This is a genomic window from Candidatus Methylomirabilota bacterium (assembly GCA_035315345.1).
GTDB lineage: Bacteria > Methylomirabilota > Methylomirabilia > Rokubacteriales > CSP1-6 > CAMLFJ01.
Genome location: DATFYA010000144.1, coordinates 1 through 23,417, shown reverse-complemented (window position 1 = coordinate 23,417; position 23,417 = coordinate 1). Strand labels below are relative to the sequence as shown.

The following is a 23,417-nucleotide window of genomic DNA, read 5'->3' as shown; positions in this document are numbered from 1 at the left end:
GGGTAGGGCTTGGCGAACGACAGCTTGACGGTGAGGGGATCGGGCGTCTCGATCGACTCCAGCAGGGCCAGCTTCCAGGCGTGGATCGGCGCCTGGGCCTTGTCCTTCACCCGCTCCAGGTTCCACTTGATGTCGGCGGCGGTGCACGGATCGCCGTTGTGGAAGGTCACGCCCTTGTGCAGCCGGAACACGTGGACGCGATCGCCCTGGACCTCCCACTCCCGGGCCAGGTCCGGCTTGAAGTCCACGCCCTTGCCGTCGGTGGAGGTGATCTTGAGCAGCCCGTTGTAGATATTGTTGTGGATGGCGCAGGCGGTGATGAACGTGGTGTTGTGAGCGTCGAGCGTGTCGATGTTCTGGAAGATGCCGATCTTGATCTCGCCGCCGCGCTTGACCGCCTGCGCCTGGGCGAGGCTCGGCATCGTCGGGGCAAGTCCCGCGGCCACGCCCGCCGCGGTCATCCCCAGCGCCTTCAGCATCGCCCGGCGGGAGACCGCGTCCTCGAGCCAGGCGCCCTCGCGCAGCTCGCGGTTGACTTCCTCGAACCCATCGCGACTCTTCATGTCGTTCCTCCTTGCTCGTAGAGATAGCACGCGACGGCGTGGCCCGGCGTCGCCTCGCGGAGCGCGGGCTCGGCCTCCTCGCAGCGAGCCATCCGGTGGGGACAGCGGCTCGCGAAGCGACAGCCTCGCGGCAGGTCGATCGGGTTCGGCAGCTCCCCTTCCAGCAACCGGCCCGGGTCGTCGAAGATCGACGCGCCGCCGTCGCCCACCGCCGGGATGGCCGCGAGCAGGGCCTGGGTATAAGGATGCTGCGGTTGCTTGAACAGCTCGTCGGTCGGGGCGACCTCCACCAGCTTGCCCAGGTACATCACCGCGACCCGATGGGAGAGGAACCGGATCACGCCGAGGTCGTGGGAGACGAACAGGTAGGCCAGGCCCAGGCGCTCGCGCAGGTCGACGAGCAGGTTCAGGATCTGCGCGCGTACCGACACGTCGAGCGCGGAGACCGCCTCGTCGGCGACCACGAGCCGCGGACCGGCCGCCAGCGCCCGCGCGATGCCCACCCGCTGGCGCTGCCCGCCGGACAGCTCGTGCGGGTAGCGCCCCGCGTACTCGGGCGTCAGCCCCACCATGTCGAGGAGCGCGTGCAGCCGGGCCTCGATCGCCGCGCCCTGCGCGATGCGATGCACCCGGATCGGCTCCGCGACCATGCGCCCCACCGTCATCCGCGGGTTGAGGGAGCTGTAGGGATCCTGGAAGACGATCTGCACGTTTCGGCGAAACCCGAGCAGCCGGCTCGCGGGCAGGGCGGTGATGTCCTGCCCCTCGAAGAGAATGCGGCCGCTCGTGGGCTCGATCGCGCGCAGGACCAGCCGTCCGGTGGTGGTCTTGCCGCAGCCCGACTCGCCGACCAGCCCGAGCGTCTCGCCGGCTTCGATCGCGAAGCTCACGCCGTCCACCGCGTGGACGACCCGGCGCGACGCGGCCGACGAGAGCGCGGCGAGGGGATTGCCCCGCACCGGGAAGTGCTTGACGAGATCCCGGACCTCGAGCAGCGCGCCGCTGGTGGTCACCGCGTCCCCGCCAGGTGACACGCGGCCGCGTGGCCGGTCGCGAGGTCCCGCAGCGCCGGCGACTCCGTCGAGCAGCGCGGCTCCGCGATGGGGCAGCGCGGATGAAACCGGCAGCCGGTCGGCAGGGCCCGCAGCCCGGGCATATTGCCGGTGATGGCGCCCAGCCGGGCGGTGCCCTCGAGCTGCGGCAGGCACTCGATGAGCCCGCGCGTATAGGGATGCGCGGGAGCCCGGAAGATGGCCGCGACCGGCGCCGACTCGACCACGCGGCCGGCGTACAGCACGAGCACCCGGTGGCACATCTGCGAGATGATGCCGAGGTCGTGCGAGACGAGCAGCACCGCCACGCCCAGCTCGCGCGCCAGGCGACGGATCAGGGCGAGGACTTGCGCCTGGATGGTGACGTCGAGCGCGGTGGTCGGCTCGTCGGCGATGAGCAGGCTCGGCACGCACGAGACGCCCATGCCGATCATCACCCGCTGGGCCATGCCGCCGCTGAACTGGTGCGGGTAGTCGCGCGCGCGGGCCGCGGGCGACGGGATCCCGACGCGGGCGAGGGTCTCGACCACGCGCTCCCGCAGCGTGCTGCGCCGCTCCGGCAGGTGCAGGGCCATCGCCTCCAGCATCTGCTCGCCCACCCGGAACACCGGGTTCAGCGAGGCGCTCGGATTCTGGAAGATCATCGCGATGTCCTTGCCCCGGATGCGGGCCAGCGCCGACTCGTCCAGCGCGAGGAGATCGCGCCCCCCGAAGCGGACTTCGCCGGTGACGCGCCCGGGAGGCCGGCGGATCAGGCCCAGGATGGCCTCCGAGGTGAGCGACTTGCCCGCGCCCGATTCGCCCACGAGCCCGACGATCTCCCCGCGGCGGATCTGGAAGCCCACGTCGTCCACCGCCCGCAGCGGACCGTCCTCCGAGTCGAACTCGACGGTGAGTCCGCGGACCTCCAAGACGATCTGGGGGGGAGCGTCGGCCACCGGCTCGGAGGGGCGGCTCGTTGCCCTCATCTGCGCATCCGCGGGTCGAGGGTGTCGCGCAGGCCGTCGCCCAGCAGGTTGAGCGCGACGATGGCCAGCATGAGGGCGATGCCCGGGAACGTCGAGATGTGTGGGGCCATCACGATGAACGTCTGCCCTTCCGCGATCATGCGGCCCCACGCCGGCGTGGGCGGCGGCGGACCCAGCCCCAGGAAGGACAGGCCCGCCTCGGTGATGATCGCGCCCGAGACCCGCAGCGCGCCCTGCACGATGATCGGCGCCATCACGTTGGGCAGCACGTGCTGGAAGATGATGGCGAGGCTGCCCACGCCGGCGAGCCGGGCCGCCTCGATGTAGGGCTCTTCCTTCACGGCGAGGACGTCGCCGCGCGTGACCCGCGCGAACGGAGCGATGAATCCCACCCCGACCGCGATGATCACGTTGCGCACGCCGAAGCCCATCACCGCCATCATCGCGATGGCCAGGATGATGATCGGGAAGGCGAAGAGCCCGTCCATCACCCGCATGATCACCACGTCGACCCAGCCGCCGTAGTAGCCGGAGATCAGCCCGAGCGTCACCCCGATCACCATGGCCAGGAGCACCGCGACGATGCCGACCACCAGGGCCACCCGCGAGCCGTAGATGATGCGGCTCCAGATGTCGCGGCCGAAGCTGTCGGTGCCCGCCCAGTGGGCGGCGGACGGCCCCTCCAGCGGCGTGCCCACCCCCTGCGCGATCGGATCGTAGGGCGCCAGCAGCGGGGCCAGCACCGCCATCGCGACGATGCCGAGGAACACCACGAGCCCGAACAGCGCCCCCGGATTGCGCGCGAACCGGCGCCACCAGCGCCCGAGGCTCGTCCGGGACGGGGCCGCCGGTGCGACCGCGGGGCCGGGCCGGCCCACGTCTTCCGGATCGAAGCGACGGCCGTCGGCCTCGAGCGGCTGCGCCACTAGGCCACCCGGATCCTCGGGTTGAGGAAGGCGTAGGCCAGGTCGACCAGCAGATTCACCACCACCACCGCGAAGACGCCGACCAGGATCGTGCCCTGCACGACCGAGTAGTCGCGGTTCAGGATGGCGTTGACCGAGAGCCGCCCCATGCCCGGGATGGCGAACACGGTTTCGGTGAGCACCGCGCCGCCGAGGAGGGCCCCGAACTGCAGCCCGATCACCGTCACCACCGGGATCAGGGCGTTGGCCAGCGCGTGCTTGTAGACGAGCGCGGCCCGGCGCACGCCGCGGGCACGCGCCGCCTTGACGTAGTCCTGATCGAGCACCTCGAGCAGGCTCGAGCGGATGATGCGCGCCACCAGGCCCGAGAAGAACGTGCCCAGGGTCACCGCGGGCAGGACGAGGCGCCAGAGGCCCTGCGACAGGTTCGTCCACGGCGGCACGTAACCCATCGCGGGGAACCAGCCGAGATAGACGCTGAAGATCCAGATCAGGATGATGCCCTTCCAGAAGGACGGCATCGAGTAGACGAAGATGGCGAAGCCCATCGAGCCCCAGTCCCACAGCGAGTCCTTCCGCATCGCGGCGACGATACCCGAGGGCACCGCGATGAGAATGCCGACGATCACGCTGGCCAGCACGAGGATCAGCGTGGGGACGAACGCCTCCAGGACCAGGCGGCTGACCCGCTCGTGGTTCAGGAACGAGTCACCGAGATCCCCCCGGAGCACCTGTCCGAGCCAGATGAGGTACTGCGTGACGATGGAGCGGTCGAAGCCGAGCTCGCCGCGCAGGCGCTCGTAGGCCTCCTCCGTGAAGTCGTCGCCGAGGCGCATGAGCACGGGGTCACCGGGGATCATCCGCATCAGGGCAAAGATGATCACCGAGACCGTGAAGAGCACGGCCAGCGTCTGCCCGATGCGAGAGAGGACGAATCGGACCATGTGATGTCTCCGGCCGATGCGACCGAGCTCGAACGTGGGACGATCAGGTGACTGCCGCGGACCCCGGAGGGGTCCGCGGTTGGGGTCGGAGTATACTGCGCGGCCGACACCGCCGCAAGGCGCCGGCGGGCGCACATCGACTCAAGTCGGCGCTCTCCAGCTCGGCGCCCCGTCGCCCCCGCCCAGATACATGCGACGCACCTCGGGATTCGCCAGCAGATCGCGCCCGGCGCCCTCGAAGCGGTTCCGACCCAGCTCGAGGACGTAGCCCCGGTCGGAGATCTCCAGGGCCCAGGCCGCGTTCTGCTCCACCAGCATGGTGGTGAGGCCGCCGCGGGCCAGCTCCGCGATCTTGTCGAAGACCTCGTCCACCAGGCGAGGGCTCAGCCCCAGCGAGGGCTCGTCGAGCATCATCATCTTCGGCCGCATCATCAGGCCGCGGCCCATGGCCAGCATCTGCTGCTCGCCGCCGCTCATCGATCCGGCGAGCTGCCGCCGCCGCTCGCCGAGCCGGGGGAACAGCGTGAACACGTACTCCATCGCCTCGCGAACCTTGGCCGGGTCGCGCTCGAGGTAGGCGCCCATCTCGAGGTTCTCGCGGACCGTCATCTGGGTGAAGACGACCCGGCCCTGGGGCACGTAGGCGAGGCCGCGAGCGAGGATGCGGTCCGGGGACAGCCCGACCAGGCTCTGGCCGTCGAACACGACCTCGCCGCCCAGGAAGGTGATGAAGCCCATCACCGCCTTGAAGGTCGTCGACTTGCCGGCGCCGTTCGGGCCGATCACCGCGACCACCTCGCCGGCGTCGACGTGGAGCGAGACGCCGTGCAGGATCTGGATCGGCCCGTAGCCGGCCTGGACCGCCCGCAGCTCGAGGAGCGACATGCTCAGCGCCGGCGCCGACCGAAGTAGGCGTCCACTACCCGCTCGTTGCGCTGGATCTCCGCGGGCGGCCCCTCCGCGATCTTCACGCCTCCGTCGAGGACGAAGATGCGCTCGCAGTGGTTCATGATCACGTTCATGTCGTGCTCCACGATCAGGATCGTCTTGCCCTGCTCCTGGAGGCGATGGATGTGGTCGAGCAGCTGCTGGAGCAGGGTGCGGTTGATCCCGGCGGCCGGCTCGTCGAGCAGGATGAGGTCGGGCTCGGTCATCAGGGCCCGCGCGAACTCGAGCAGCTTCTGCTGCCCGTAGGAGAGGCGACCGCCGTACTCGGCGCGCAGGCCCGAGAGGTTGACGAAGGCGATGAGCTCCTCGGCGCGCGCCCGGGCCACCCGATCGGGCACCCGAAGGCCGGTCACCGAGAGCATGTTCTCGAGCACCGTCATCTCGCGGAAGATCCGCGTGATCTGGAAGGTCCGGGTGATGCCCCGGCGGAAGATCTCGTAGGGCCGGCGGCCCGCGATGTCCTCCCCCTGGTAGATCACCTGCCCGGAGTCGGGGGCGGCCAGCCCGGTCAGCAGGTTGAAGGTGGTGGTCTTGCCGGAGCCGTTGGGGCCGATGAGGCCCGAGATCTGCCCGCGAGGCACCGCGAAGGAGCAGCCATCCACCGCGTGGACTCCGCCAAAGACCTTTCGGAGATCGCGGACGTCCAGAATGGGGGGGAGCGCCGCTGCTCCTCCCCCATGCCCCCCCACCGCATCGTCCGCACGCGCGGCGGCGCCTTCCTGCCCGGTCAATGGACCATCCCCTTGCGAGCCCAGCCCCGGTCGACCGCGAAGCCGACCAGACCCCGCGGCATGAACCGGGCGATCACCACGATGAACAGCCCGTAGGCGATCAGGTGCGCGGTCGGGAAGTTCACCCACGTCAGCTCCTGGGCGGTGTAGAGCAGGACCGCGCCCACGATGGGGCCGATCACGGTGCCCTTGCCGCCGAGCATGGACATGAGCGCCATCGCGATCGTGATCTGGACCAGGAACACCGACGGCGGATCGATGTAGAGGACCTTGTAGGCCTGGATGCCGCCCGCCATCGCCGGGAACACCGCGGACAGGGTGAAGGCGGTCAGCTTGTAGGCGGTCGTGTTGATGCCGAGCGCCTGCGCGGCCAGCTCGTCCTCCCGGATCGCGTTCAGGCGGATGCCGAAGCGGGAGTGGCCGACGACGTAAGCCACCACGATGGTCATCAGCATCAGCACGAGCATCGCGTAGTAGGTGGAGACCGAGTTCTCGGTGCTCGGAAAGCTGATGCCGAGCCCGCCGTGGGTCAGGCCGTCCCACACGGTGGCGATCACCCGCATGCCCTCGGCGGCGCCGAGCATCGCGATGGCGAAGTACGGCCCCTTCAGGCGCAGCACCGGGTAGCCGAGTGCGATGCCGATCGCGGCGGCCACCCCGGCCGCCACCAGGAGGGTGGGTAGCCAGTGCCAGCCGTGATCGGCCACCAGGATGGCGCAGGTGTAGGAGCCGATCCCGTAGAAGATCACGTGCCCGAACGAGGTGTACCCGGTGAAGCCGCTGATGATGTTCCAGCTCAGCGCGAGCACGACGTACATCATCGTGAACATCGCGAAGGAGCGCAGGTAGACGGTCAGCGCCGAGGGCAGCAGGGCCAGGACCAGGCCGAGGGCGGCGAGCGCGACGAGGTTCCGGAGGTGCTCGGATCGTCTCACGAGGTCGGCTCAGGCCTCCTTCACGCCCATGAGGCCGCCGGGCCGGATCAGCAGCACGAAGATCAGGAGCGAGTAGGCGGCCAGCTCGGTCATCGCGGTGCCGTTGGGGATCAGCAGGGAGACGAGGCTCTCCAGCACCGCCAGCATGACTCCGCCGATCAGGGCGCCCACGTAGTGGCCCCGGCCGCCGAGGATGATGATGGTGAAGGCCTGCAGGGTGTACAGCGTGCCGGTCTCCGGGTTGAACCCGAACTGGATGGATACCAGCGCCCCTCCCGCCACCGCCAGCGCCGCGGACAGGCCGGTGGTGATGAGATAGATGCGCGACACCGAGATGCCGCAGATCATGGCGACCTCGGGGTTGAGCGCGGTGGCCCGGATGGCTTTGCCGAGGCGGCTCAGCTTGAGGAACAGGTAAACGGCGGCCGAGATGGTCACCGCGATCGCGAAGCTGATCAGCTTGTTCTGGCCGACCGCGATCGTCCGGGTGAGCCGAACGGTTCCGGGCGCGTACGGGATGGTGCGGAAGTCGGTGGTGAAGATCAGCTCGGTCACGTAGACGATCGTGAGGCCCAGGCCGAAGGTCACGAGCAGCGCGGTCAGCTCGGGTTGCCCGACGACCGCCTGGAGCAGCACCTTCTGGAGAGCCATCCCCAGGAGGAACGCGATGGGGATGGTCAGGAGCAGGGACAGCAGCGGATCGAGCCCGAGATGGAAGAACATGACCCAGGTGAGGTAGGCCCCCATCATGACCAGCTCGCCGTGGGCCGCGTTGATGATGCGCATCACCCCGAAGATCAAGGTGAGGCCGACCGCGAACATCGCGTACACGCCGCCCTGCAGGACGCCGGACAGAACCACGGTGGCCAGGTACCCGAACCAGATCGCGTTGGCGTGGACGGATCCGTACCAGAGCCCGATCGCGAAGGGCAGGGCGTAGGCGCCGGCCAGGAACGCGGCCAGCCAGTAGAGGCTCCGGACGTCGCTCCGCTCCATCCGTCACCTCCCGCCGGCCGCGTCCCGGTCGGCGAGGAGTCGAAGGGGGCCTCGACGGCCCCCTCCGAGCCTCCCCCGGAGCAGGGTGGCGCGGGCGAAGCCCGCGCTCGAACGGAGGCTGCCCAGACGCGCTCCTAGCGCTTGCTCCACTCCGGCATCGGCAGCTCGGCCTTGGTCTCGGCCCACTTCTCGGGCCACACCACGCGGCGCTGCCCCTTGAGGATCTGGAAGGTGAGACCTTCGTGGCCGTTCATGCCCCGGGCGTCGACCTTGTAGCGGCCGAAGACGGTGTCGACCTCCATGGTGGCCAGGGCCTGGCGGATCTTCTCGCTATCGAAGCCGCCCGCCTTCTTGATGGCGGCCTCGGTGACCTGCATGGCTCCGTAGGTGCTGCCCGCGTGGTAGTTCGGCTTCTCCCCGAAGCGCTTCTCGTAGGCGTCGATGTACTGCTTCATCCCGGGATGCTTGAGAACGTCGGGCAGCGGCTCCCACTGGCTGTAGCCGAGCACGTACTCGGCAGTGTTGCCGAGCTGCTCGGCGAAGTTGGGCAGGCTCGGCCCCACGGTGCTCGAGTACATCTTGAAGTCGATGCCCAGCTCGCGCATCTGTCGGAGCTGCGCGCTGGAGTCCGCGAAGTAGCTGTTGGAGATGACCGCCTCCGCGCCGGCGGCGCGGATCTTCTGCAGCAGGGCGGTGAAGTCGGTCTGCTTGGGCGGGTAGTTCTCGTCGAGGACGACCTCGACGCCGAGCTTCTTGGCCCAGTCCTTGGCGCCCTTGCCGGCCGTCCGCGGGAAGAGGCTGTCCTGGCCGATGACCGCGAGGCGCTTCACCCCGATCTGCTTGGCCAGGTGGACCGCCCCCTTCTGATAGTCCTCTGCCACCGCCACGATGTTGAAGATGTACTTGCGCCCCTTCTCCCAGATCTGGCTGGCGGATGCCCCGTAGGCCACGAACGGCATCTTGTAGCGTTCGGTGATATTGGCCACCGCCTCGGTGATGCCGCTCGAGTAGGGGCCGAGCAGCACGTCGACCTTGTCCTCGGTGATGAGCTTCTCGTAGAGCTTGATGGCGGTCTGGACGTCCGACTTGTCGTCGAGCAGCTCCAGCGTGACCTTGTGGCCGAGGAGCCCGCCGCGGGCGTTGACCTCGTCCACCCAGAGCTTGATCGAGTTGACCTGCCGGCCGGCGGGCTCCGCGTACTGGCCGGTCTGGGAGATCGCTCCGCCGATGAGCACCTCGTTGTTCGGTCGGTGATGCGCTCGAGCGGGACTGCCGAGCGCCATGACCGCCACGACGGCTGCCACGAGGATTCGGATGGCCGGTGTCCTCATATACACCCCTCCCTCGACGAAAAGGGATAGCTGCGGGACAGACTCGGCCTTGACGGCCGAGATGTCACACCCTGGAGCACAGAGACCAGCGAGCGATGGGAGCGAACGGGCCAATACTCCCGTGAACCCCGATCCTCGTCAAGTGGGGGGTACGCCCGAGGGGCGGGGAGCAGGGCCGGCCCAGAAAGACGGCCTGGTCAGAGAAGCTCGTTCAACGTATAGAAGAAGTGGTCCGTGAGCTTGTGGGACAGCGCCCGCCTGCGCCAGCGCTCGAGCTCGATCTCGGTCGCCCGCGCGACGTACTTGTCGAAGATCGCGTCGAGCCGCCGCGCGAGCGCCCCGTCCCGGATGGAGAGGGTGAGCTCGTCGTTCGTCTCGAAGGAGCGGTCGTCGAAGTTGCTCGAGCCGAGGGCGCTCCAGACCCCGTCGACGGTCATGACCTTCTGGTGCAGCAGGGTGTGCGGGTATTCGAAGAGACGCACGCCGCAACGCAGGAGCTTTTCGAAGTTGCGGTGACCGGCGTGCTGCACCATGGGGTTGTCCGAGCCGCTGGTCGACGGCATCAGCACGCGCACGTCTACCCCGCGGGCCACCGCCTGGCCGAAGGCGTCGATGGCGTCGGGCTCCGGGATGAAGTAGGGGTTCTGGATCCAGATGCGGCGGCGGGCCAGGCAGATCGCGGTGTGGTGCAGGATCTTCACCGCGGGCGCCGAGTTCTCGGGCTTGGCGAACACCGCGTGCATCACGACGTCGCCCGCCGGTGCCAACGCCGGGAACACGTCGTCCCCCACGAAGAGCTCGCCCGTCTCGCCGGCCCAGTTCTCGCTGAAGGCGCTTTGCACGGTGTGCACGATGGGCCCGTGCAGGTGGAGACTGATGTCAGCGTGGTGCTTGCCGTCCTCGGCATTGCCCAGCCACTCGTCCACGATGCAGTGGCCCCCCACGAACGCCTCCCGACCGTCGATGACCACGAGCTTGCGGTGGTCGCGGTCGTTGAACACGCCGATGTTTCGAATCCTCCGCTCGTGGAAGAACACCACGCGGCAGCCGGCGTCGCGCATCTGCTGCACGACGCTCGCGCCGGCGGCTTTGGAGCCCTCGGCGTCCAGCAGGACCCGGACACGCACGCGTGCCCGCGCTCGGTCGATGAGGGCATCGGCGACACGGCGGCCCAGGGCCCCCTCCTTCCACAGGAACGTCTCGAAGTGCACGGAGGCGCGCGCCGCCTGGATGCGGCCGATCAGCACATCGAAGTAGCCACCGTTCTCGAGCACCTCCGCCGAGTTGCCCGCGACCGCGGTCCCCAGGGTCAGGCCGGCGAGCGTGGGGATCAGCTGATCGATGCCCGAGTCGCACTCGATGTGGAGATCGGGGTCTCGGTGACGGCGGATCGACCACACGACCAGGGCCAGCAGGACTACGAGGCCGAGGAGGAGGCCGCCGAGGAACACTGACATCGCGTGTTAGTGACGGGCGATGAACTGGTATCGCCGGCAGCGGGGTGGCGAGGGTCCCGCCTCGTCGCTCAGCGCGCCGCCCTCGACGCGCCGGCGCGACGCGCGACGGCGACGCCCAGCGCCAGGGCGACCGCGACGGCGAGCGCGCGGGGGCGGACCGGGACCAGCCGGCGCAGCATCGCTCGCGCCGCGGGCCCGGCGGCCGCGCTCAGCTGAGCGAGGCTGGGAACCGAGGCGCGCAGCTCGGTCGGGGTATCGGCGGGCACCGTCAACGCCTGGGGCGCGGAGTGCCGCACCTTCGTGTCGAGCCACGCGATCAACCGCGTGGTTTGCTCGCCGCAGGCGCGGCACCGCACCGCCAGCTCGTGGTCGTGCGATTCGCGCGCGGCCTGGTGCAGGGCGGTCCAGCCTTCGCGCACCGCGGTCGCGAGCGTGACCAGGTCGTGAAGGTCTCGCAGGAGCCCGAAGCCGCCGAGACGAGGGCCGCGAAAGAGCGCCCGACGCAGTCGCTCGCCGTCGGTACTGCGGCTTGCGCCATAGCGAGCGATGGCCGGGTCGAGCGCGTCGACGTGAGCGCGACACCAGGCGGCATACGTCTTCGCGGCTCTTCTGATGTCGGGCTCCACCGCGTGCCGGAGCCCGATCAGCGACAGGGCGTCGGCCAGCGCCCGCTCCGCGTTGGCGAGGAGGCCGATGTAGCGGGCGATCATGCCTTCTCGATGCATACGGCGGCGAACTTGAATTGCGGCTGCTTGCTGACGGGATCCCAGTCGGTGAGGGTGAGCTCGTTCGCCGCCGTGGGCTCGACGGCCGCGGGGTGCTCACCGTGCCCGAACCGCGCGCGACCATAGTGAAACGGGATGAACACGTGCCCCGGGGCGATGTCCGTCAGCCGGGCCCGGACCTCGACCATCCCGCGCCGTGATCGGACGCGGACCAGCTCGCCCTCCCCGACGCCCAGGCGCTTCGCGTCGTCGTGGTTGATCTCGGCGACGGCAACCGGCGCCGCCTCCTGCAGGGCGGGGACCCTCCCCGTCTTCGTTCTCGAATGCCAGTGGTACACCAGCCGCCCCGTGGTGAGCCAGAACGGATAGGCGGCGTCGGGCTCTTCGGGCGGGGGCACGTAATCGGCCGGCTTGATGACCGCGCGGCCCTTGGGATCGCGGGCACGATACTGCTGAGGCGAAATCTCCGCGCCCGTGACGAGATCGTGCCCGTAGAGCTCGCAAAAATCGGCCGCGGTATTGAACACGCCGCTAGTGTACAGCCGCTCGGTCCCGTTCGGGCTGTCCGCGGTGCAGGGCCACTGAATGCCCGACGCGCGGTCGAGCGTGTCGTAGCTCAGCCCCGAGTAGTCGCAGGGACGTCCGCGCGAGCATTCGCGCCACGCGTTGAACGCGCTCTCGGCGTCGTGCCATTTGTGAGACCGCGCGCCGGCTCCGTAGTTATCCCGATCCCGTCCGTGATTCTCCGAATGGTGCGGCCTGCGCAGATTCACCTAATGTCCCGGAAATGACGCAAGGTGGCGGTTCGCATGGCCACCGCTCTCGGCGGGGAGGGCGATCGAGTTCGACTGACGCAGAACCAAGGAGGCAAGCATGAGGTATGGGCCAAAGATTGGGCTCGCTCTCGTCACGCTGCTCACGACCGCGGCCGTGACGGGTTCCCCGGCCTCGGCGCAGCAAAAACCCAACATCATCCTGGTCCTGTCCGACGACTTCGGCTACGGCGATTCGGGTCCCTACGGCGGAGGCCCCGGGCGTGGCATGCCCACGCCCAGCCTGGACCGCCTGGCGGGCGAGGGCATGACCTTCTTCTCGTTCTATGCCCAGCCGAGCTGTACGCCCGGTCGCGCCGCGGTGCAGACCGGGCGCATCCCCAACCGCAGCGGCATGACCACGGTGGCTTTCCAGGGTCAAGGCGGCGGGCTGCCCAAGGAAGAGTGGACGCTGGCGTCGTTGCTGAAGACGGCAGGCTATCAGACCTTCTTCACCGGCAAGTGGCATCTGGGCGAGGCCGACTACGCGATGCCCAGTGCCCATGGCTACGACGAGATGAAGTACGTCGGCCTCTATCACCTCAATGCCTATACGTACGCGGATCCGACCTGGTTCCCCGACATGGACCCCAAGCTGCGCGCGATGTTCGCGCAGGTGACCAAGGGGGCGTTGTCGGGCAACGCGGGCCAGACGCCCCGTGAGGAGTTCAAGGTCAACGGCCAGTATGTCAACACGCCGGCGCAAGGCGTGGTCGGGATCCCCTTCTTCGATGAGTACGTCGAAAAGGCCTCGCTCGAATACCTCGACAAAGCGGCCAAGACCAGCGCCCCGTTCTTCATGAGTATCAACTTCATGAAAGTACACCAGCCGAACATGCCGCACCCCGACTTCGTCAACAAATCCTCCTCCAAGAGCAAGTACGCGGACTCGGTGGTGGAGAACGATACGCGGATCGGCCGGATCGTGGACAAGGTCCGGGCGCTCGGCCTCGAGAAGAACACGTACGTGTTCTGGACCACCGACAACGGCGCATGGCAGGACGTGTACCCCGACGCCGGCTACACGCCATTCCGCGGCACCAAGGGCACCGTGCGCGAGGGAGGCAACCGGGTGCCGTCTATCGCTTGGGGTCCCAAGATCAAGGCGGGGTCCAAGAACTACGACATCGTCGGCGGCCTGGACTACATCGCCACCTTCGCAGCTCTCGCGGGCGTGAAGTTGCCGGACAAGGATCGGGCAGGTCAGCCGATCATCTTCGACAGCTACGACATGTCGCCGGTTCTCTTCGGCACGGGGAAGTCGGCGCGCGACGCATGGTTCTACTTCACCGAGGATGAGTTGACGCCCGGCGCGGCGCGGGTCGGCAACTACAAGGCGGTGTTCAACCTGCGGGGGGACAACGGCCAGTCGACCGGCGGCCTCGCCGTGGACTCCAACCTCGGATGGAAGGGGGCGAGCAAATACGTCGCCACCGTGCCGCAGGTCTTCGACCTCTGGCAGGATCCGCAGGAGCGCTACGACCTGTTCATGAACAACTTCACCGAGCGGACCTGGACGATAGTGACGATCAGCGAGGCCATCAAGGGGCTGATGAAGACGTACGTCCAGTACCCACCGCGCAAGCTGCAGAGCGAGAGCTATTCCGGCCCGATCACGCTCTCTGAATACGAGCGGTTCCAACATATCCGGGAGCAGCTTGGGAAGCAGGGAGTCAACCTCCCGATGCCCACGGGCAACTGACCCGTTACGAAAGAGCGCGCGGCCGTGACTAGCAGTGCTTCTCCACGTACTACAGGAGGAAGACAAAATGGCAACGAACCGCAAAGCGCGTCGGCTCCTGGGTGTCGTCCTGCTCGCGTCGGCAATCGCTGGTTGTGCGTCCCAAGGCGTCCAGAAGAAAGTGACGGCCGCTGATGCAAGTCTGCTCTTCGGAACGTGGGGAGGCACGGTGAATCCTCCCGGGACCACATCAACGGTGCCCGGGACCCTGACCATCAATCCTGACGGAACCTACACCACCAACGCTGGCGCCTACTCCAGCGCCGGCAAGGCGGAGATCAAGGATGGCTATCTGCAATTCTTCAGCACTTCGGGAAGCGCGGCCCTGGGCGCTGGCGATCGAAACGGATCGGCCGTACTGATGGACCGGGACACGAGCTGGGGACTGGTGGGCTCCGGCCATGCTTCTACCGGGGGCCCGTTCAACTTCGACTTCAGCAAGAAGAAGTAGCCAAGCCGCGGCGGGATCCCACGGGCCTCGCCAACGGCCACCCGTTCCCGTCGCTCGGCTCGCGCGACTGAAGGGCTCAAGAGGCTGCCGATTCTTGCGCGGCCGCTGATCCGAATCGTCTCAGTTCACCGTCCGGCAGGTACCGAAGGCTCTTTCACGATGGTCTTCGCCGGAGGGGACCGGCTGCGCTCGCGTGAGGCGAGGGTGCTAACATGTCGGCCCCTGACCCGATGAGCGCGAGAGCCTCGAGAGTCCGGTGGGCCACCGTGCTGGCCGCGAGCGCCAGCGTTGCCGCCACGCCCGCGCCGTCGTTGGCCGTCTCCGTGCAGGAGGCCTTGCTCCGCGCCGTGCCGGCTGTCGCACTCGTCAGCGCCGAGGTCAGAGCGAGCGCGACGGTGAATTGCGGCCAGGGTCCGATCACGGTGAGCCCGAAGCCATTCATCGAGGTCGGCACCGGATGGTTCGTGGATGGTCGAGGTTACCTCATCACCAACGCGCACGTCGTCGATCCGGCCTACCGTGTGCCGCCGTGGGTCGAGTTCAACCTCAAGCTCCGGGCCGTCGAGGAAGGCTGTGTGTACCCGGCGCTGAGCGCCCGGGGGTTGGCGCGAGGTCAGCGGCCTGACCTCGAGGAAGAGCTGCTCCGCGCGATTCCCCTCGCCACGGTCAAGCTCACGCCGACGGGCCGGGTCAGCGTGCTGCTGTCCAACGGCGCGAATCTCGAGGCCCGGGTCGCGAAGTTCAGCCCACCGATCACGCTCGACGCGAAGGGCAATCCGCTCAAGGATTCCGGGCGCGATCTGGCCTTGCTCAAGATCGAGGATGGCGCGTACCCCGTCATGTCGATCACGGACAAGGAGCCCAAGCTCGGCGACGATCTCCACATCTTGGGTTTCCCGGGAGTGGTCAGAGATCACGAGCTCCTCAGCCGAACGGCCTTGAAGGAAGCGTCCGCCACGAAGGGACAGGTGTCGGGATTCAACACGGACGCCATCGGTCAGGACGTCATCCAGACCGACGCTTCCGCCGTTTATGGAAACAGTGGCGGGCCCGCCGTGGACGACAACGGATCCGTCGTCGGCGTCATGACGTTCATCTCCCTCCGCGGCAACGCGGAGGTCCAGGGTTTCAATTTCCTGATTCCGGCCAAGGATGTGCGCGCCTTTTTGGCGGGTACCGCCGTGATCCCGGGCGAGAGCCGCTTCAATCCGGTATGGGCGGCTGGGGTCACGGCCCTGCTAGACGAGCGGTACTCGCTCGCGGTGGCGAAGTTCCGGGAAGCGGATGCATTGCTGCCCGGCCTCGTGGTCGTCAAGCGCTCGATGCGGGAGGCCGAGGACAAGCTCGCCCACCCGCCGGTCCGCCCCTTTCCCTGGGCATGGACGACCGCCGGCGCGCTGGCGCTGGTGAGCGTCACGACGTGGGCGGTGTGGGGAGCGAGGCGATGGAGGCGCAACCGATATCGGGTCCATCCGGGGCAGGTCGTCGACTTCCTGGAAAGGGGGTTGAATCCTGTCCTTCTCGATGTGCGCACTCACGCCGACTACGAGACCAGCCCCCTTTCGATCCCGAAGGCGATCCGCCTCGACCCCGAGCGCGTCACGGAGGCGCACATCGACCTGCCGGACGCGAAGGACCAGCTCATCGTCACGGTCTGCACGACTCCCGAAGAGCGAACGAGCGCCGAGGTCGCCCGGCTCTTGCGTCGCCAGGGGTGGAGCAATGTCCGGATCCTCAAGGGCGGTCTCGGGGCGTGGGCGAACGCTCGGCTGCCGGTGGAGAGCAAGTCGCACCTCCCCGCGATCGGGATCGAGATCTACCGGAATCTCACGCTCGGCGACATCGAGCGGCGGCACTACGCGCCCGGCGCGGTCATCTTCGAGGAGGGCGACGACGCGCAGGGAGAGGCGTACCTCGTTCACGCGGGGACGATCGAGATCGTCAAGCGATCCGCCGGCGGCGAGCGCCGGCTCAATCTGGTGAAGGAAGGGGAGCTGCTGGGGGAGATGGCGCTGTTCAGGCACGCGCCACGTTCGGCCGCCGCGGTCGCCGTGACCGAGGCAGAGCTTCTCGTCATGCGGAACGAACGTCTCGAGTGGCTGATCCGGAACCGGCCCGCGCTCACGCTCGAGCTCCTCAAGTGGCTCTCGGATCAGATCGTCTCGAGGGACGGCTGAAGTCTCGTCGGCCGGGGTCGGCCGGATCCCTTCGCCTAGTAGCTGACGCAGGGGCTGCCGTCGGAGAGGAACTCCACCAGCTTGGCCCCGCCCACGATGGCGGCACCGGCCACCAGGTTGTTCTCGTCCAGCTTGCGCTTCTTGAAGCAGGGCGAGCAGACGTAGATGGTGCCGCCCGCCTTGGCGAAGTTGTCCATCAGCTCGCGCAGGGGCGCGAAGCCCTCCTCACGGATCGTGTCGGCGGCGCCCTTGGTGGCCAGGCGCACGCCCTCGACGCTCAGGAAGACGAGCGTCTCCTTGCCGGAACCGACCGCGGCGTTGGCGATGACGAAGCCCACGGTGGCCTTGTCGGGATTGTCGTGGGCGTGGGTGAGGTTGACGCAGAACTTGCCGGCCATGGTCAAGACTCCTTTCGGCGGATGAGGTAGACGGGATGCTCGGCCGACAGCAGGCGGTGGCCGGTGAGCCGGCACCAGGCCGGCAGGTCGGCCGGCGCGCCGGAATCCAGCGCGACCAGGTGCAGGACCTGGCCGGCGGAGAGCGCCTCCATGCGAAAGCGCAGCTGCAGCACGAGGTCCCCGCAGCCGAGGTCGCCCGCGTCCCACACCGCGTCGGCGTTCACAGGGCGGCCTCCGCGGGCGCGGCCCTCGCTACTTGCTGGGCGAGAGCTGGACCGACAGCGTGCTGTTGTCGGATAGCGTCGCGTCGACGATCATCGTGAGGTTGCCGTCGCGATCTTTCAGCACCCGTCCCACGCCGCGGCCCCTCGTGCCCTCCATGATGAGACGCCCGTCGCGGATCTCGACCGTCCCCTTTCCGCGCGACGTGCCCAGCGATTGTCTGGGGGCGGACACGACGTCGTAAGTGCCGTCCTCCCGGATCGTCAGCGTCACCCGGTACGGGTCCAGCTCGGAGCTTGGGTACACGATGCCTTGCCACGAGCCGGTCACGGTCTTGATGTCGGACACCGCGACGGAGTTACCCGCGGTGGTGCAGCCGGCGAGCGTGGCCGCGAATCCGACGAGCAGGGCAGTCAGAACGGTCGCGAGCGATCGAAAGCTGGTGCCGATTGCCATCTCTCTCCTCCGTCCTGATGGTTCACTGGTCAGATGATCACTGGAGACTCGGCGACAGGATAGACGACCGGGTGGCACCGCGCAATCGCGCGCCCAATCGGCTTATTGCTGAAACGCGGCTGGGCCGGCACCATCCGCCGGCCGACTGGCTCCCGAGCGCGGAGGCGGCCGCGCAAAGGGTGGCCGGTCCAGAACGGTCGGTGGTATGGTCTTGCGAGCGTTCCACCCCCGAGCGCAGGAGCGAACGGAAATGTCGACGGTGAACGGACGGCGCCGCCGCGGGTAGCGCGGACGGGACTCCGCAGATCGGCTATGCGCGCCTCGCGGGCGCGCTAGCGAGGCCCCGGACATGATCACCGGCCCCATCATCGCCGAGATCGCGGCGCTGGTCGGCGACCCCGCGCGGGCGACCATGGTGTCGGCGCTGCTCGATGGCCGCTCCCTGACCGCGAGCGAGCTGGCCCGGGCCGCGCGCGTCACCCCGCCGACCGCGAGCGCCCATCTCGCGAAGCTGACCACGGCGGGCTTGCTCCGCGTGGTCCCGAGGGGGCGGCATCGCCATTTTCGGCTCGCCTCGCCGGCGGTCGCCGACATGATCGACGGCATCGTCGCGGTCGCCCTCGAGCAGCGACCCCGATACCGCCCGCTGTCCCGCCACGCACGCGCGCTGAGCGCGGCGCGCATCTGCTACGACCACCTGGCCGGGCGCCTGAGCGTCGCGCTCACGGATTCGCTCGTCGCGCGCGAGTACATCGTGCTCGACGCCGAAGCCGCCGAGATCACGCCGGCCGGTGGCCGGTTCTTCGCCGACTTCGGGATCGGCCTGGCGCGGTCGCCCCGGCGTCGGTACTGCCGGCTGTGCCTCGATTGGACCGAGCGCCGCCCACACATCGCCGGCACGATCGGCGCCGCGATCACCCGGCGCTGCTTCGATCTCGGCTGGATGGAGCGGGTGCCGGGCAGCCACGCGGTCATCGTCACCCCCTCCGGACGGCGCGGCTTCCGGGAGCGGTTCGGCCTCGAGACGTCCGTGCCGGCCGAGGTCCGGACCCGCTCGTCGTCCCGAGGGTAAACGCTTCGACCGCGGTCGAAGTGCCGATCGGCGCGCCCTCGCGGTTTCGGAGGTAAGATCCGGCCGTGATTCGCCCGGGCGAGGGCGAGTCGGAGGCGGATCAACCCAACGCGGAGGTGGCCATGCTGAAGGGAACGCGCATCCCGCCCGTCGACGTCGAGTCGCTGCCCGATGACCTGCGCGAGACGCTCGAGGAGCAGCGTCGGCTGAGGGGCGCGCCACTCTATCCCTATCTCTTCTACGCGCGCAACCCCGCCTATTTTCGCGCCGCCAAGGCGATGTGGGCCGCGCTGCAGCAGGAGACGAAGCGGGTGCCGGCCGCGCTCCGGGGGCTGCTCAACCGTCGCGTCGCCTGGTGGAACGGGTGCGAATTCTGACAGGACGTCAACGCTGCCGTGAGCAGCCGGAACGGCGTCTCGACCGAGAAGATCGGGGCGCTCGACGACTACCCCGAGAGCGCGCTCTTCAGCGACGCGGAGAAGGTGGCGCTCGAGTACGCCGACGCGATCACCGACACGCAGCGCGAGGTCGACGACGACCTGTTCCTGCGCATGCAGCGGCACTACGACGACGACACCATCGCGGAGCTGACCATGATCATCGCCTGGGAGAACGCCTCCTCTCGCTTCAACCGGGCGTTCCGCATCCCATCGCAGGGATTCTGGAAGCCGTGAGGCGGCCCGCCCCGTTGACGTCCCGGCGGCACTAGCCCCCTTTCGTACCGAGGCATCGCGGTGACCGGGTAGGGATGACGCCCCGGTGCTTCGCTGTCGCCTCGTCACGAGCCTAACCGCGTACCGCACCGGACATGAACGGCGTGGCACATCTGATGCTCTTCAAAGACCGCGTAACCCACTTCGTAGGAACTTCCCAGACACGGAGGTGAGCGCATGCAACGCGACATGAGGCGGAGAGTTCTCGAGATCATCACGGCGGGTGCCATCTGCGGGTTGGCCGTGACCCCGGCCCTGGCCCAGACCGACAAGACGGGTCCCGGCCAGACAGGTGGGACCTCGAACAGCGCAGGCCAGCCGAACAGCACCGGCGAGATGAAGAGCCACGAGGGCTCCACGAAGGGGCACGACAGCTCCATGAAGAACCCGGACAGTGCCACCGACACCAGCGCATCGAGCGGCAAGCGGGCGATGGGCAACCAGTCGCAGATCCGGCGGGTGCAGGAAGCTCTGAAGACCGAGGGACACGATCCCGGCCCGATCGACGGCATGATGGGTCCGAAGACCCAGGAGGCTCTGCGCCAGTATCAGCGGCAGGAGAACCTGAAGGAGACGGGACGCCTGGATCAGGACACGATGTCCAAGCTGGGCGTGTAACGCCGTAACCGGGGCCGCTTCGGCGGGCGCCGCGGCGTCCGTCGAGGCGCTCCAATCGTGGAAGCCATGATAGCGACTTTGCAGTCCAAGGCGGGGGAGCGCGAACCGGTCGAAGCGCCGCTTTCCCAGATGAATGCCTTTCTTCAGGCGCACCGGAGCTGCGGGGAAATATCAGGGGGATGCGATCGCCAGCGCGTCTGGATGTCCTGCGGTTGCGGGGCCACTCTCATCCTGGAAGCTCCCGTCGACTACGCGACCATAGCCTGACGCCAACACCGGGCGGCGTGTATTCTGCGCCTCATGCCGGCTCCCGACCGGGACGTGCCGCTCGCCTCGGCCGCTCGCGCGCTGGCCGCCGGCGATCCGCTTGGCGCGCTGGGCCTCGTTGCGCTGCGTGACGACGCGCCGGCCCTCGCCCTGCGAGGTACCGCCATGGCCCAGCTGGGCGACTACGAGCGCTCGCGTAAGCTCTTCCGGCGTGCGGTCCGCGCCTTCGGCCTGCGCGAGCGCCTGGCCCGGGCCCGCTGCCAGGTCGCCGAGGCGGAGGTCGCGCTCGCCGCGCGTGACCTGAGCGGGCCGTCGCGTGCGCTCGAGGCGGCCGCACGGACGCTGGATACTCTGGGCGACCACGCGAATGCGGTCTTCGCCCGCCTCGTCGCCGCGCGGCGCCTGCTCCTGGTGGGCGACCTCGACGCCGCGGCGCGGCGGCTCGCCACCGTCGATGTTGCTGGCGCGCCGCCGTCGGTGGCCGCGCGTGCCCACCTCACGCGGGCCGAGCTGGCGCTCCGTCGCGTCCGGGCCGCGGAGGCCGCGGCGGACATGGCCCGCGCCCACGCCGCCGCGGTCACCGCGGGCATCCCGGCTCTCCTCGCCGAGGTCGGCCGGGCGCAGCGTGCCCTGTCGGCGCCGGCGGCGCGCCTGATCCGCGCGGGGTCGGTCCGCCCGGTCCGCCTGGACGAGGTCGAGACGGTCTTCGCGTCCGGCGATCTCGTCGTCGATGCCTGCCGGCGCGCGGTGCGTGGCCCGGCCGGCTCCGCAGCGCTCGACGGACGTCCGATCCTGTTCGCCCTCGCGCAAGCGATGGCGGAGAGCTGGCCCGCCGATGTGCCGCGCGACGACCTCATCGCGCGCGCCTTCGAGACGCGCGCGATCGACGAGTCGCATCGCGCCCGCCTCCGCGTGGAGCTGGGCCGCCTGCGCGTGGCCCTGCGCCCGCTCGCCCGGATCGACGCGACCCCGCGCGGCTTCACCCTCGTGCCGGCCGCCGGGCGCGCCGTCGTGGTGCTGGCGCCGCCGATCGACGGCCCCGCCGGCGCGATCGTGGCCCTGCTCGAGGGCGGCGAGGCCTGGTCGACCTCCGCGCTGGCCATGGCGCTCGGCTCGAGCCAGCGGACCGTCCAGCGGGATCTGCGCCGGCTCGAGGAGGGCGGATCGGTGCGCGCGGTGGGCGACGGCCGCTCCCGTCGCTGGCTGGCGCCACCGCTGGGCGGAATCGCGACAACCTTGTTACTCCCCGGGGCGCTGCCGGTCGCGTAGTGTCGGGTCATGGCGAACACACCCAAGACCCGACCAGCCCAGATCCTTCGCGAATACGGTCCCTATCCCGGCATCGACCACGTCCACGGCGTGACCTTCGACGGCGCTCACGTCTGGTTCGCGCGCGGCGAGGGTGTCGTCGCCCTCGATCCGGGCGGCGGCACCGTCGTGCGCGAGATCGCGGTCACCGCCCGGGCCGGCACCGCCTTCGACGGCCGGTACCTGTGGCAGATTGCCGACGGCCGGATCCAGAAGGTCGATCCGCGCTCGGGCCAGGTCGTCGCCACCATCCCGGCGCCAGCCCACGGGGGCGACTCGGGCCTCACCTGGGCCGAGGGCATCCTCTGGGTCGGCGAGTACCGCGCCCGCAAGATCCACCAGATCGACGCCGAGACCGGCGCGGTCCTGCGCACGATCGAGTCGGATCGCTTCGTGACCGGTGTCACCTGGGTGAACGGCGAGCTGTGGCACGCGACCATGGAGGACCAGCAGAGCGAGCTTCGCCGCGTCGATCCGCGAACCGGCGAGGTGCTCGAGCGCCTGGAGATGCCGGCCGGCGCGGTGGTGAGCGGGCTCGAGTCCGACGGCGCCGGCGTCTTCTACTGCGGCGGGAGCACCAGCGGCAAGGTGCGCGCCGTCCGCAAGCCCTGAGCCAGAAAAAGGAGCACGACATGACGACACACGTGACGGGGACCCGCCCGGAATGGCTGGACGCGCGGCTGGCGCTGCTCGACGAGGAGAAGGAGCTCACGCGGCGAAGCGACGAGCTGGCGCGGCGGCGCCAGGCGCTGCCGTGGGTTCGCGTCGACAAGACGTATCGGTTCGAGACCGACGAGGGCGCCGCGGCGCTGCCCGATCTCTTCCGAGGGCGCTCCCAGCTGCTGATCTACCACTTCATGTTCGGGCCCGACTACAAGGCGGGGTGTCCGTCCTGCTCCGCGATCGCCGACGGCTTCAACGGAATCGCGGTGCACCTGGCCAACCACGACGTGATGCTCTGGGCGGTCTCCCGGGCGCCGTTGGAGAAGCTCGTCGGCTACAAGCGGCGGATGGGGTGGACGTTTCCGTGGGCGTCCTCGTTCGGCGGCGACTTCAACGCGGATTTCAGCGTCTGGTTCAGCGAGGAGCAGCAGCGCACCGGGGACGTCGAATACAACTATCGGCGCGAGCCGGCGTTTCAATGGCGGCCGGGTCAGGCGGGCGGGGGCGATGGGGCGGAGGCCCAGTTCGCGGCGATGTGCGGCACCGACACGCCCACCTACCATCGCGACCGGCCGGGCATGAGCGCGTTCACGATCGAGCCCGGCACCGTCTACCACACCTACTCGGCGTACGCGCGGGGGCTCGACAGCCTCTGGGGCATGTACCAGTGGCTCGACCGCGCCCCGCGGGGACGCAACGAGACGGGCGTCTGGTGGCGCCGTCACGACGAGTACGACCGGGGCTGAAGGCTCTTTCCCGGACGACGAGCTCTGGAGCGGGCCGCGCGCCCCGGCGGCGCGTAGGCGTGGCTCCTCGATCACCGGCTCGGCGCGCGCACGGATCGACTCGGTCGGAGGCGCCTTGGTATCGGTGGTACCCTCGGATCGTGACGAGCGCCGGCGCAGTCCTCGCCCGGCCCAGCGGGCATGAAGACCGAGGTGCC

At 69.0% G+C, this 23,417-nt stretch carries 26 protein-coding genes; 10 read left to right on the top strand and 16 right to left on the bottom strand.

The features are described from left to right. The 13 genes from VKN16_19215 to VKN16_19155 form a co-directional block, all read right to left on the bottom strand. A partial coding sequence (locus VKN16_19215; GenBank protein ID HME96340.1) for an ABC transporter substrate-binding protein occupies nucleotides 1-563 on the bottom strand: 563 nt, incomplete at its 3' end. Continuing rightward, nucleotides 560-1,576 carry an ABC transporter ATP-binding protein gene (locus tag VKN16_19210; GenBank protein HME96339.1) on the bottom strand — a complete coding sequence of 339 codons (1,017 nt, stop codon included), beginning with the start codon at nucleotides 1,574-1,576 and terminating at the stop codon, nucleotides 560-562. The genes VKN16_19215 and VKN16_19210, both read right to left, overlap by 4 nt. After that, nucleotides 1,573-2,583 carry an ABC transporter ATP-binding protein gene (locus VKN16_19205; protein ID HME96338.1) on the bottom strand — a complete coding sequence of 337 codons (1,011 nt, stop codon included), beginning with the start codon at nucleotides 2,581-2,583 and terminating at the stop codon, nucleotides 1,573-1,575. Before VKN16_19205 ends, VKN16_19210 begins: the two co-directional genes overlap by 4 nt. Next, nucleotides 2,580-3,509, bottom strand: coding sequence for an ABC transporter permease (locus VKN16_19200; protein ID HME96337.1), 930 nt, complete (start codon nucleotides 3,507-3,509; stop codon nucleotides 2,580-2,582). Before VKN16_19200 ends, VKN16_19205 begins: the two co-directional genes overlap by 4 nt. After that, complete coding sequence (locus VKN16_19195) at nucleotides 3,509-4,453, bottom strand: ABC transporter permease (protein ID HME96336.1); 945 nt, start codon at nucleotides 4,451-4,453, stop codon at nucleotides 3,509-3,511. The genes VKN16_19200 and VKN16_19195 overlap by 1 nt, the downstream gene beginning before the upstream one ends. Nucleotides 4,454-4,594: 141 nt before the next feature. Then, entirely contained in the window at nucleotides 4,595-5,338 is a 744-nt protein-coding gene (locus VKN16_19190) for an ABC transporter ATP-binding protein (GenBank protein HME96335.1), read from the bottom strand. A 2-nt stretch (nucleotides 5,339-5,340) separates the two neighbouring features. Then, complete coding sequence (locus VKN16_19185) at nucleotides 5,341-6,003, bottom strand: ABC transporter ATP-binding protein (GenBank protein HME96334.1); 663 nt, start codon at nucleotides 6,001-6,003, stop codon at nucleotides 5,341-5,343. Between the two features lie 125 nt (nucleotides 6,004-6,128). Next, a complete protein-coding gene (locus tag VKN16_19180) occupies nucleotides 6,129-7,067 on the bottom strand; it encodes a branched-chain amino acid ABC transporter permease (protein ID HME96333.1) in 939 nt (312 codons plus the stop codon). 9 nt (nucleotides 7,068-7,076) lie between these two features. Next, the gene (locus tag VKN16_19175; protein HME96332.1) at nucleotides 7,077-8,063 is read right to left on the bottom strand and encodes a branched-chain amino acid ABC transporter permease; all 987 of its coding nucleotides are present in this window, start codon (nucleotides 8,061-8,063) and stop codon (nucleotides 7,077-7,079) included. A gap of 134 nt (nucleotides 8,064-8,197) precedes the next feature. Next, nucleotides 8,198-9,394, bottom strand: coding sequence for an amino acid ABC transporter substrate-binding protein (locus VKN16_19170; GenBank protein HME96331.1), 1,197 nt, complete (start codon nucleotides 9,392-9,394; stop codon nucleotides 8,198-8,200). Between the two features lie 197 nt (nucleotides 9,395-9,591). After that, nucleotides 9,592-10,851 carry a phospholipase D-like domain-containing protein gene (locus VKN16_19165; GenBank protein HME96330.1) on the bottom strand — a complete coding sequence of 420 codons (1,260 nt, stop codon included), beginning with the start codon at nucleotides 10,849-10,851 and terminating at the stop codon, nucleotides 9,592-9,594. Nucleotides 10,852-10,919: 68 nt separating this feature from the next. Next, nucleotides 10,920-11,561: a hypothetical protein gene (locus VKN16_19160; protein HME96329.1), complete on the bottom strand. Its 642-nt coding sequence runs from the start codon at nucleotides 11,559-11,561 to the stop codon at nucleotides 10,920-10,922. Continuing rightward, on the bottom strand, nucleotides 11,558-12,349 hold the full coding sequence (locus tag VKN16_19155; GenBank protein ID HME96328.1) for a molybdopterin oxidoreductase family protein: 792 nt from the start codon (nucleotides 12,347-12,349) through the stop codon (nucleotides 11,558-11,560). Before VKN16_19155 ends, VKN16_19160 begins: the two co-directional genes overlap by 4 nt. Nucleotides 12,350-12,449: 100 nt before the next feature. Between VKN16_19155 and VKN16_19150 the strand changes: the two genes are divergently transcribed. The 3 genes from VKN16_19150 to VKN16_19140 all read left to right on the top strand — a co-directional run bounded on the left by VKN16_19150 (nucleotide 12,450) and on the right by VKN16_19140 (nucleotide 16,757). Next, nucleotides 12,450-14,090 carry an arylsulfatase gene (locus tag VKN16_19150; GenBank protein HME96327.1) on the top strand — a complete coding sequence of 547 codons (1,641 nt, stop codon included), beginning with the start codon at nucleotides 12,450-12,452 and terminating at the stop codon, nucleotides 14,088-14,090. 67 nt (nucleotides 14,091-14,157) lie between these two features. Further along, on the top strand, nucleotides 14,158-14,580 hold the full coding sequence (locus VKN16_19145; protein HME96326.1) for a hypothetical protein: 423 nt from the start codon (nucleotides 14,158-14,160) through the stop codon (nucleotides 14,578-14,580). A gap of 347 nt (nucleotides 14,581-14,927) precedes the next feature. Then, complete coding sequence (locus VKN16_19140) at nucleotides 14,928-16,757, top strand: trypsin-like peptidase domain-containing protein (protein HME96325.1); 1,830 nt, start codon at nucleotides 14,928-14,930, stop codon at nucleotides 16,755-16,757. A 35-nt stretch (nucleotides 16,758-16,792) separates the two neighbouring features. Here the strand turns inward: VKN16_19140 and VKN16_19135 are convergent, their stop codons facing one another. From VKN16_19135 to VKN16_19125, 3 genes are read right to left on the bottom strand one after another with little or no spacing between them, the layout of a single operon-like run. Continuing rightward, entirely contained in the window at nucleotides 16,793-17,155 is a 363-nt protein-coding gene (locus tag VKN16_19135) for a DsrE family protein (protein ID HME96324.1), read from the bottom strand. Nucleotides 17,156-17,157: 2 nt separating this feature from the next. Next, entirely contained in the window at nucleotides 17,158-17,379 is a 222-nt protein-coding gene (locus VKN16_19130) for a sulfurtransferase TusA family protein (protein ID HME96323.1), read from the bottom strand. Between the two features lie 28 nt (nucleotides 17,380-17,407). Further along, the gene (locus VKN16_19125; GenBank protein HME96322.1) at nucleotides 17,408-17,833 is read right to left on the bottom strand and encodes a hypothetical protein; all 426 of its coding nucleotides are present in this window, start codon (nucleotides 17,831-17,833) and stop codon (nucleotides 17,408-17,410) included. A 349-nt stretch (nucleotides 17,834-18,182) separates the two neighbouring features. On the opposite strand from VKN16_19125, the gene VKN16_19120 reads away from it, so the two are divergent. From VKN16_19120 to VKN16_19090, 7 genes are all read left to right on the top strand, one after another. Further along, on the top strand, nucleotides 18,183-18,905 hold the full coding sequence (locus VKN16_19120) for a metalloregulator ArsR/SmtB family transcription factor (GenBank protein ID HME96321.1): 723 nt from the start codon (nucleotides 18,183-18,185) through the stop codon (nucleotides 18,903-18,905). Between the two features lie 65 nt (nucleotides 18,906-18,970). After that, nucleotides 18,971-19,282, top strand: a complete 312-nt coding sequence (locus VKN16_19115) for a hypothetical protein (protein HME96320.1) — start codon at nucleotides 18,971-18,973, stop codon at nucleotides 19,280-19,282. Between the two features lie 18 nt (nucleotides 19,283-19,300). Continuing rightward, nucleotides 19,301-19,579, top strand: a complete 279-nt coding sequence (locus VKN16_19110) for a hypothetical protein (GenBank protein HME96319.1) — start codon at nucleotides 19,301-19,303, stop codon at nucleotides 19,577-19,579. Between the two features lie 216 nt (nucleotides 19,580-19,795). Next, entirely contained in the window at nucleotides 19,796-20,236 is a 441-nt protein-coding gene (locus VKN16_19105; GenBank protein HME96318.1) for a peptidoglycan-binding protein, read from the top strand. Between the two features lie 300 nt (nucleotides 20,237-20,536). Continuing rightward, nucleotides 20,537-21,772 (top strand): helix-turn-helix domain-containing protein, encoded by a 1,236-nt coding sequence (locus VKN16_19100; GenBank protein ID HME96317.1) that lies wholly within the window; start codon nucleotides 20,537-20,539, stop codon nucleotides 21,770-21,772. Nucleotides 21,773-21,781: 9 nt separating this feature from the next. Next, complete coding sequence (locus VKN16_19095; GenBank protein ID HME96316.1) at nucleotides 21,782-22,423, top strand: PQQ-binding-like beta-propeller repeat protein; 642 nt, start codon at nucleotides 21,782-21,784, stop codon at nucleotides 22,421-22,423. 20 nt (nucleotides 22,424-22,443) lie between these two features. Further along, nucleotides 22,444-23,220 (top strand): DUF899 domain-containing protein, encoded by a 777-nt coding sequence (locus VKN16_19090; protein HME96315.1) that lies wholly within the window; start codon nucleotides 22,444-22,446, stop codon nucleotides 23,218-23,220. The last annotated feature ends 197 nt before the right edge of the window (nucleotides 23,221-23,417 follow it).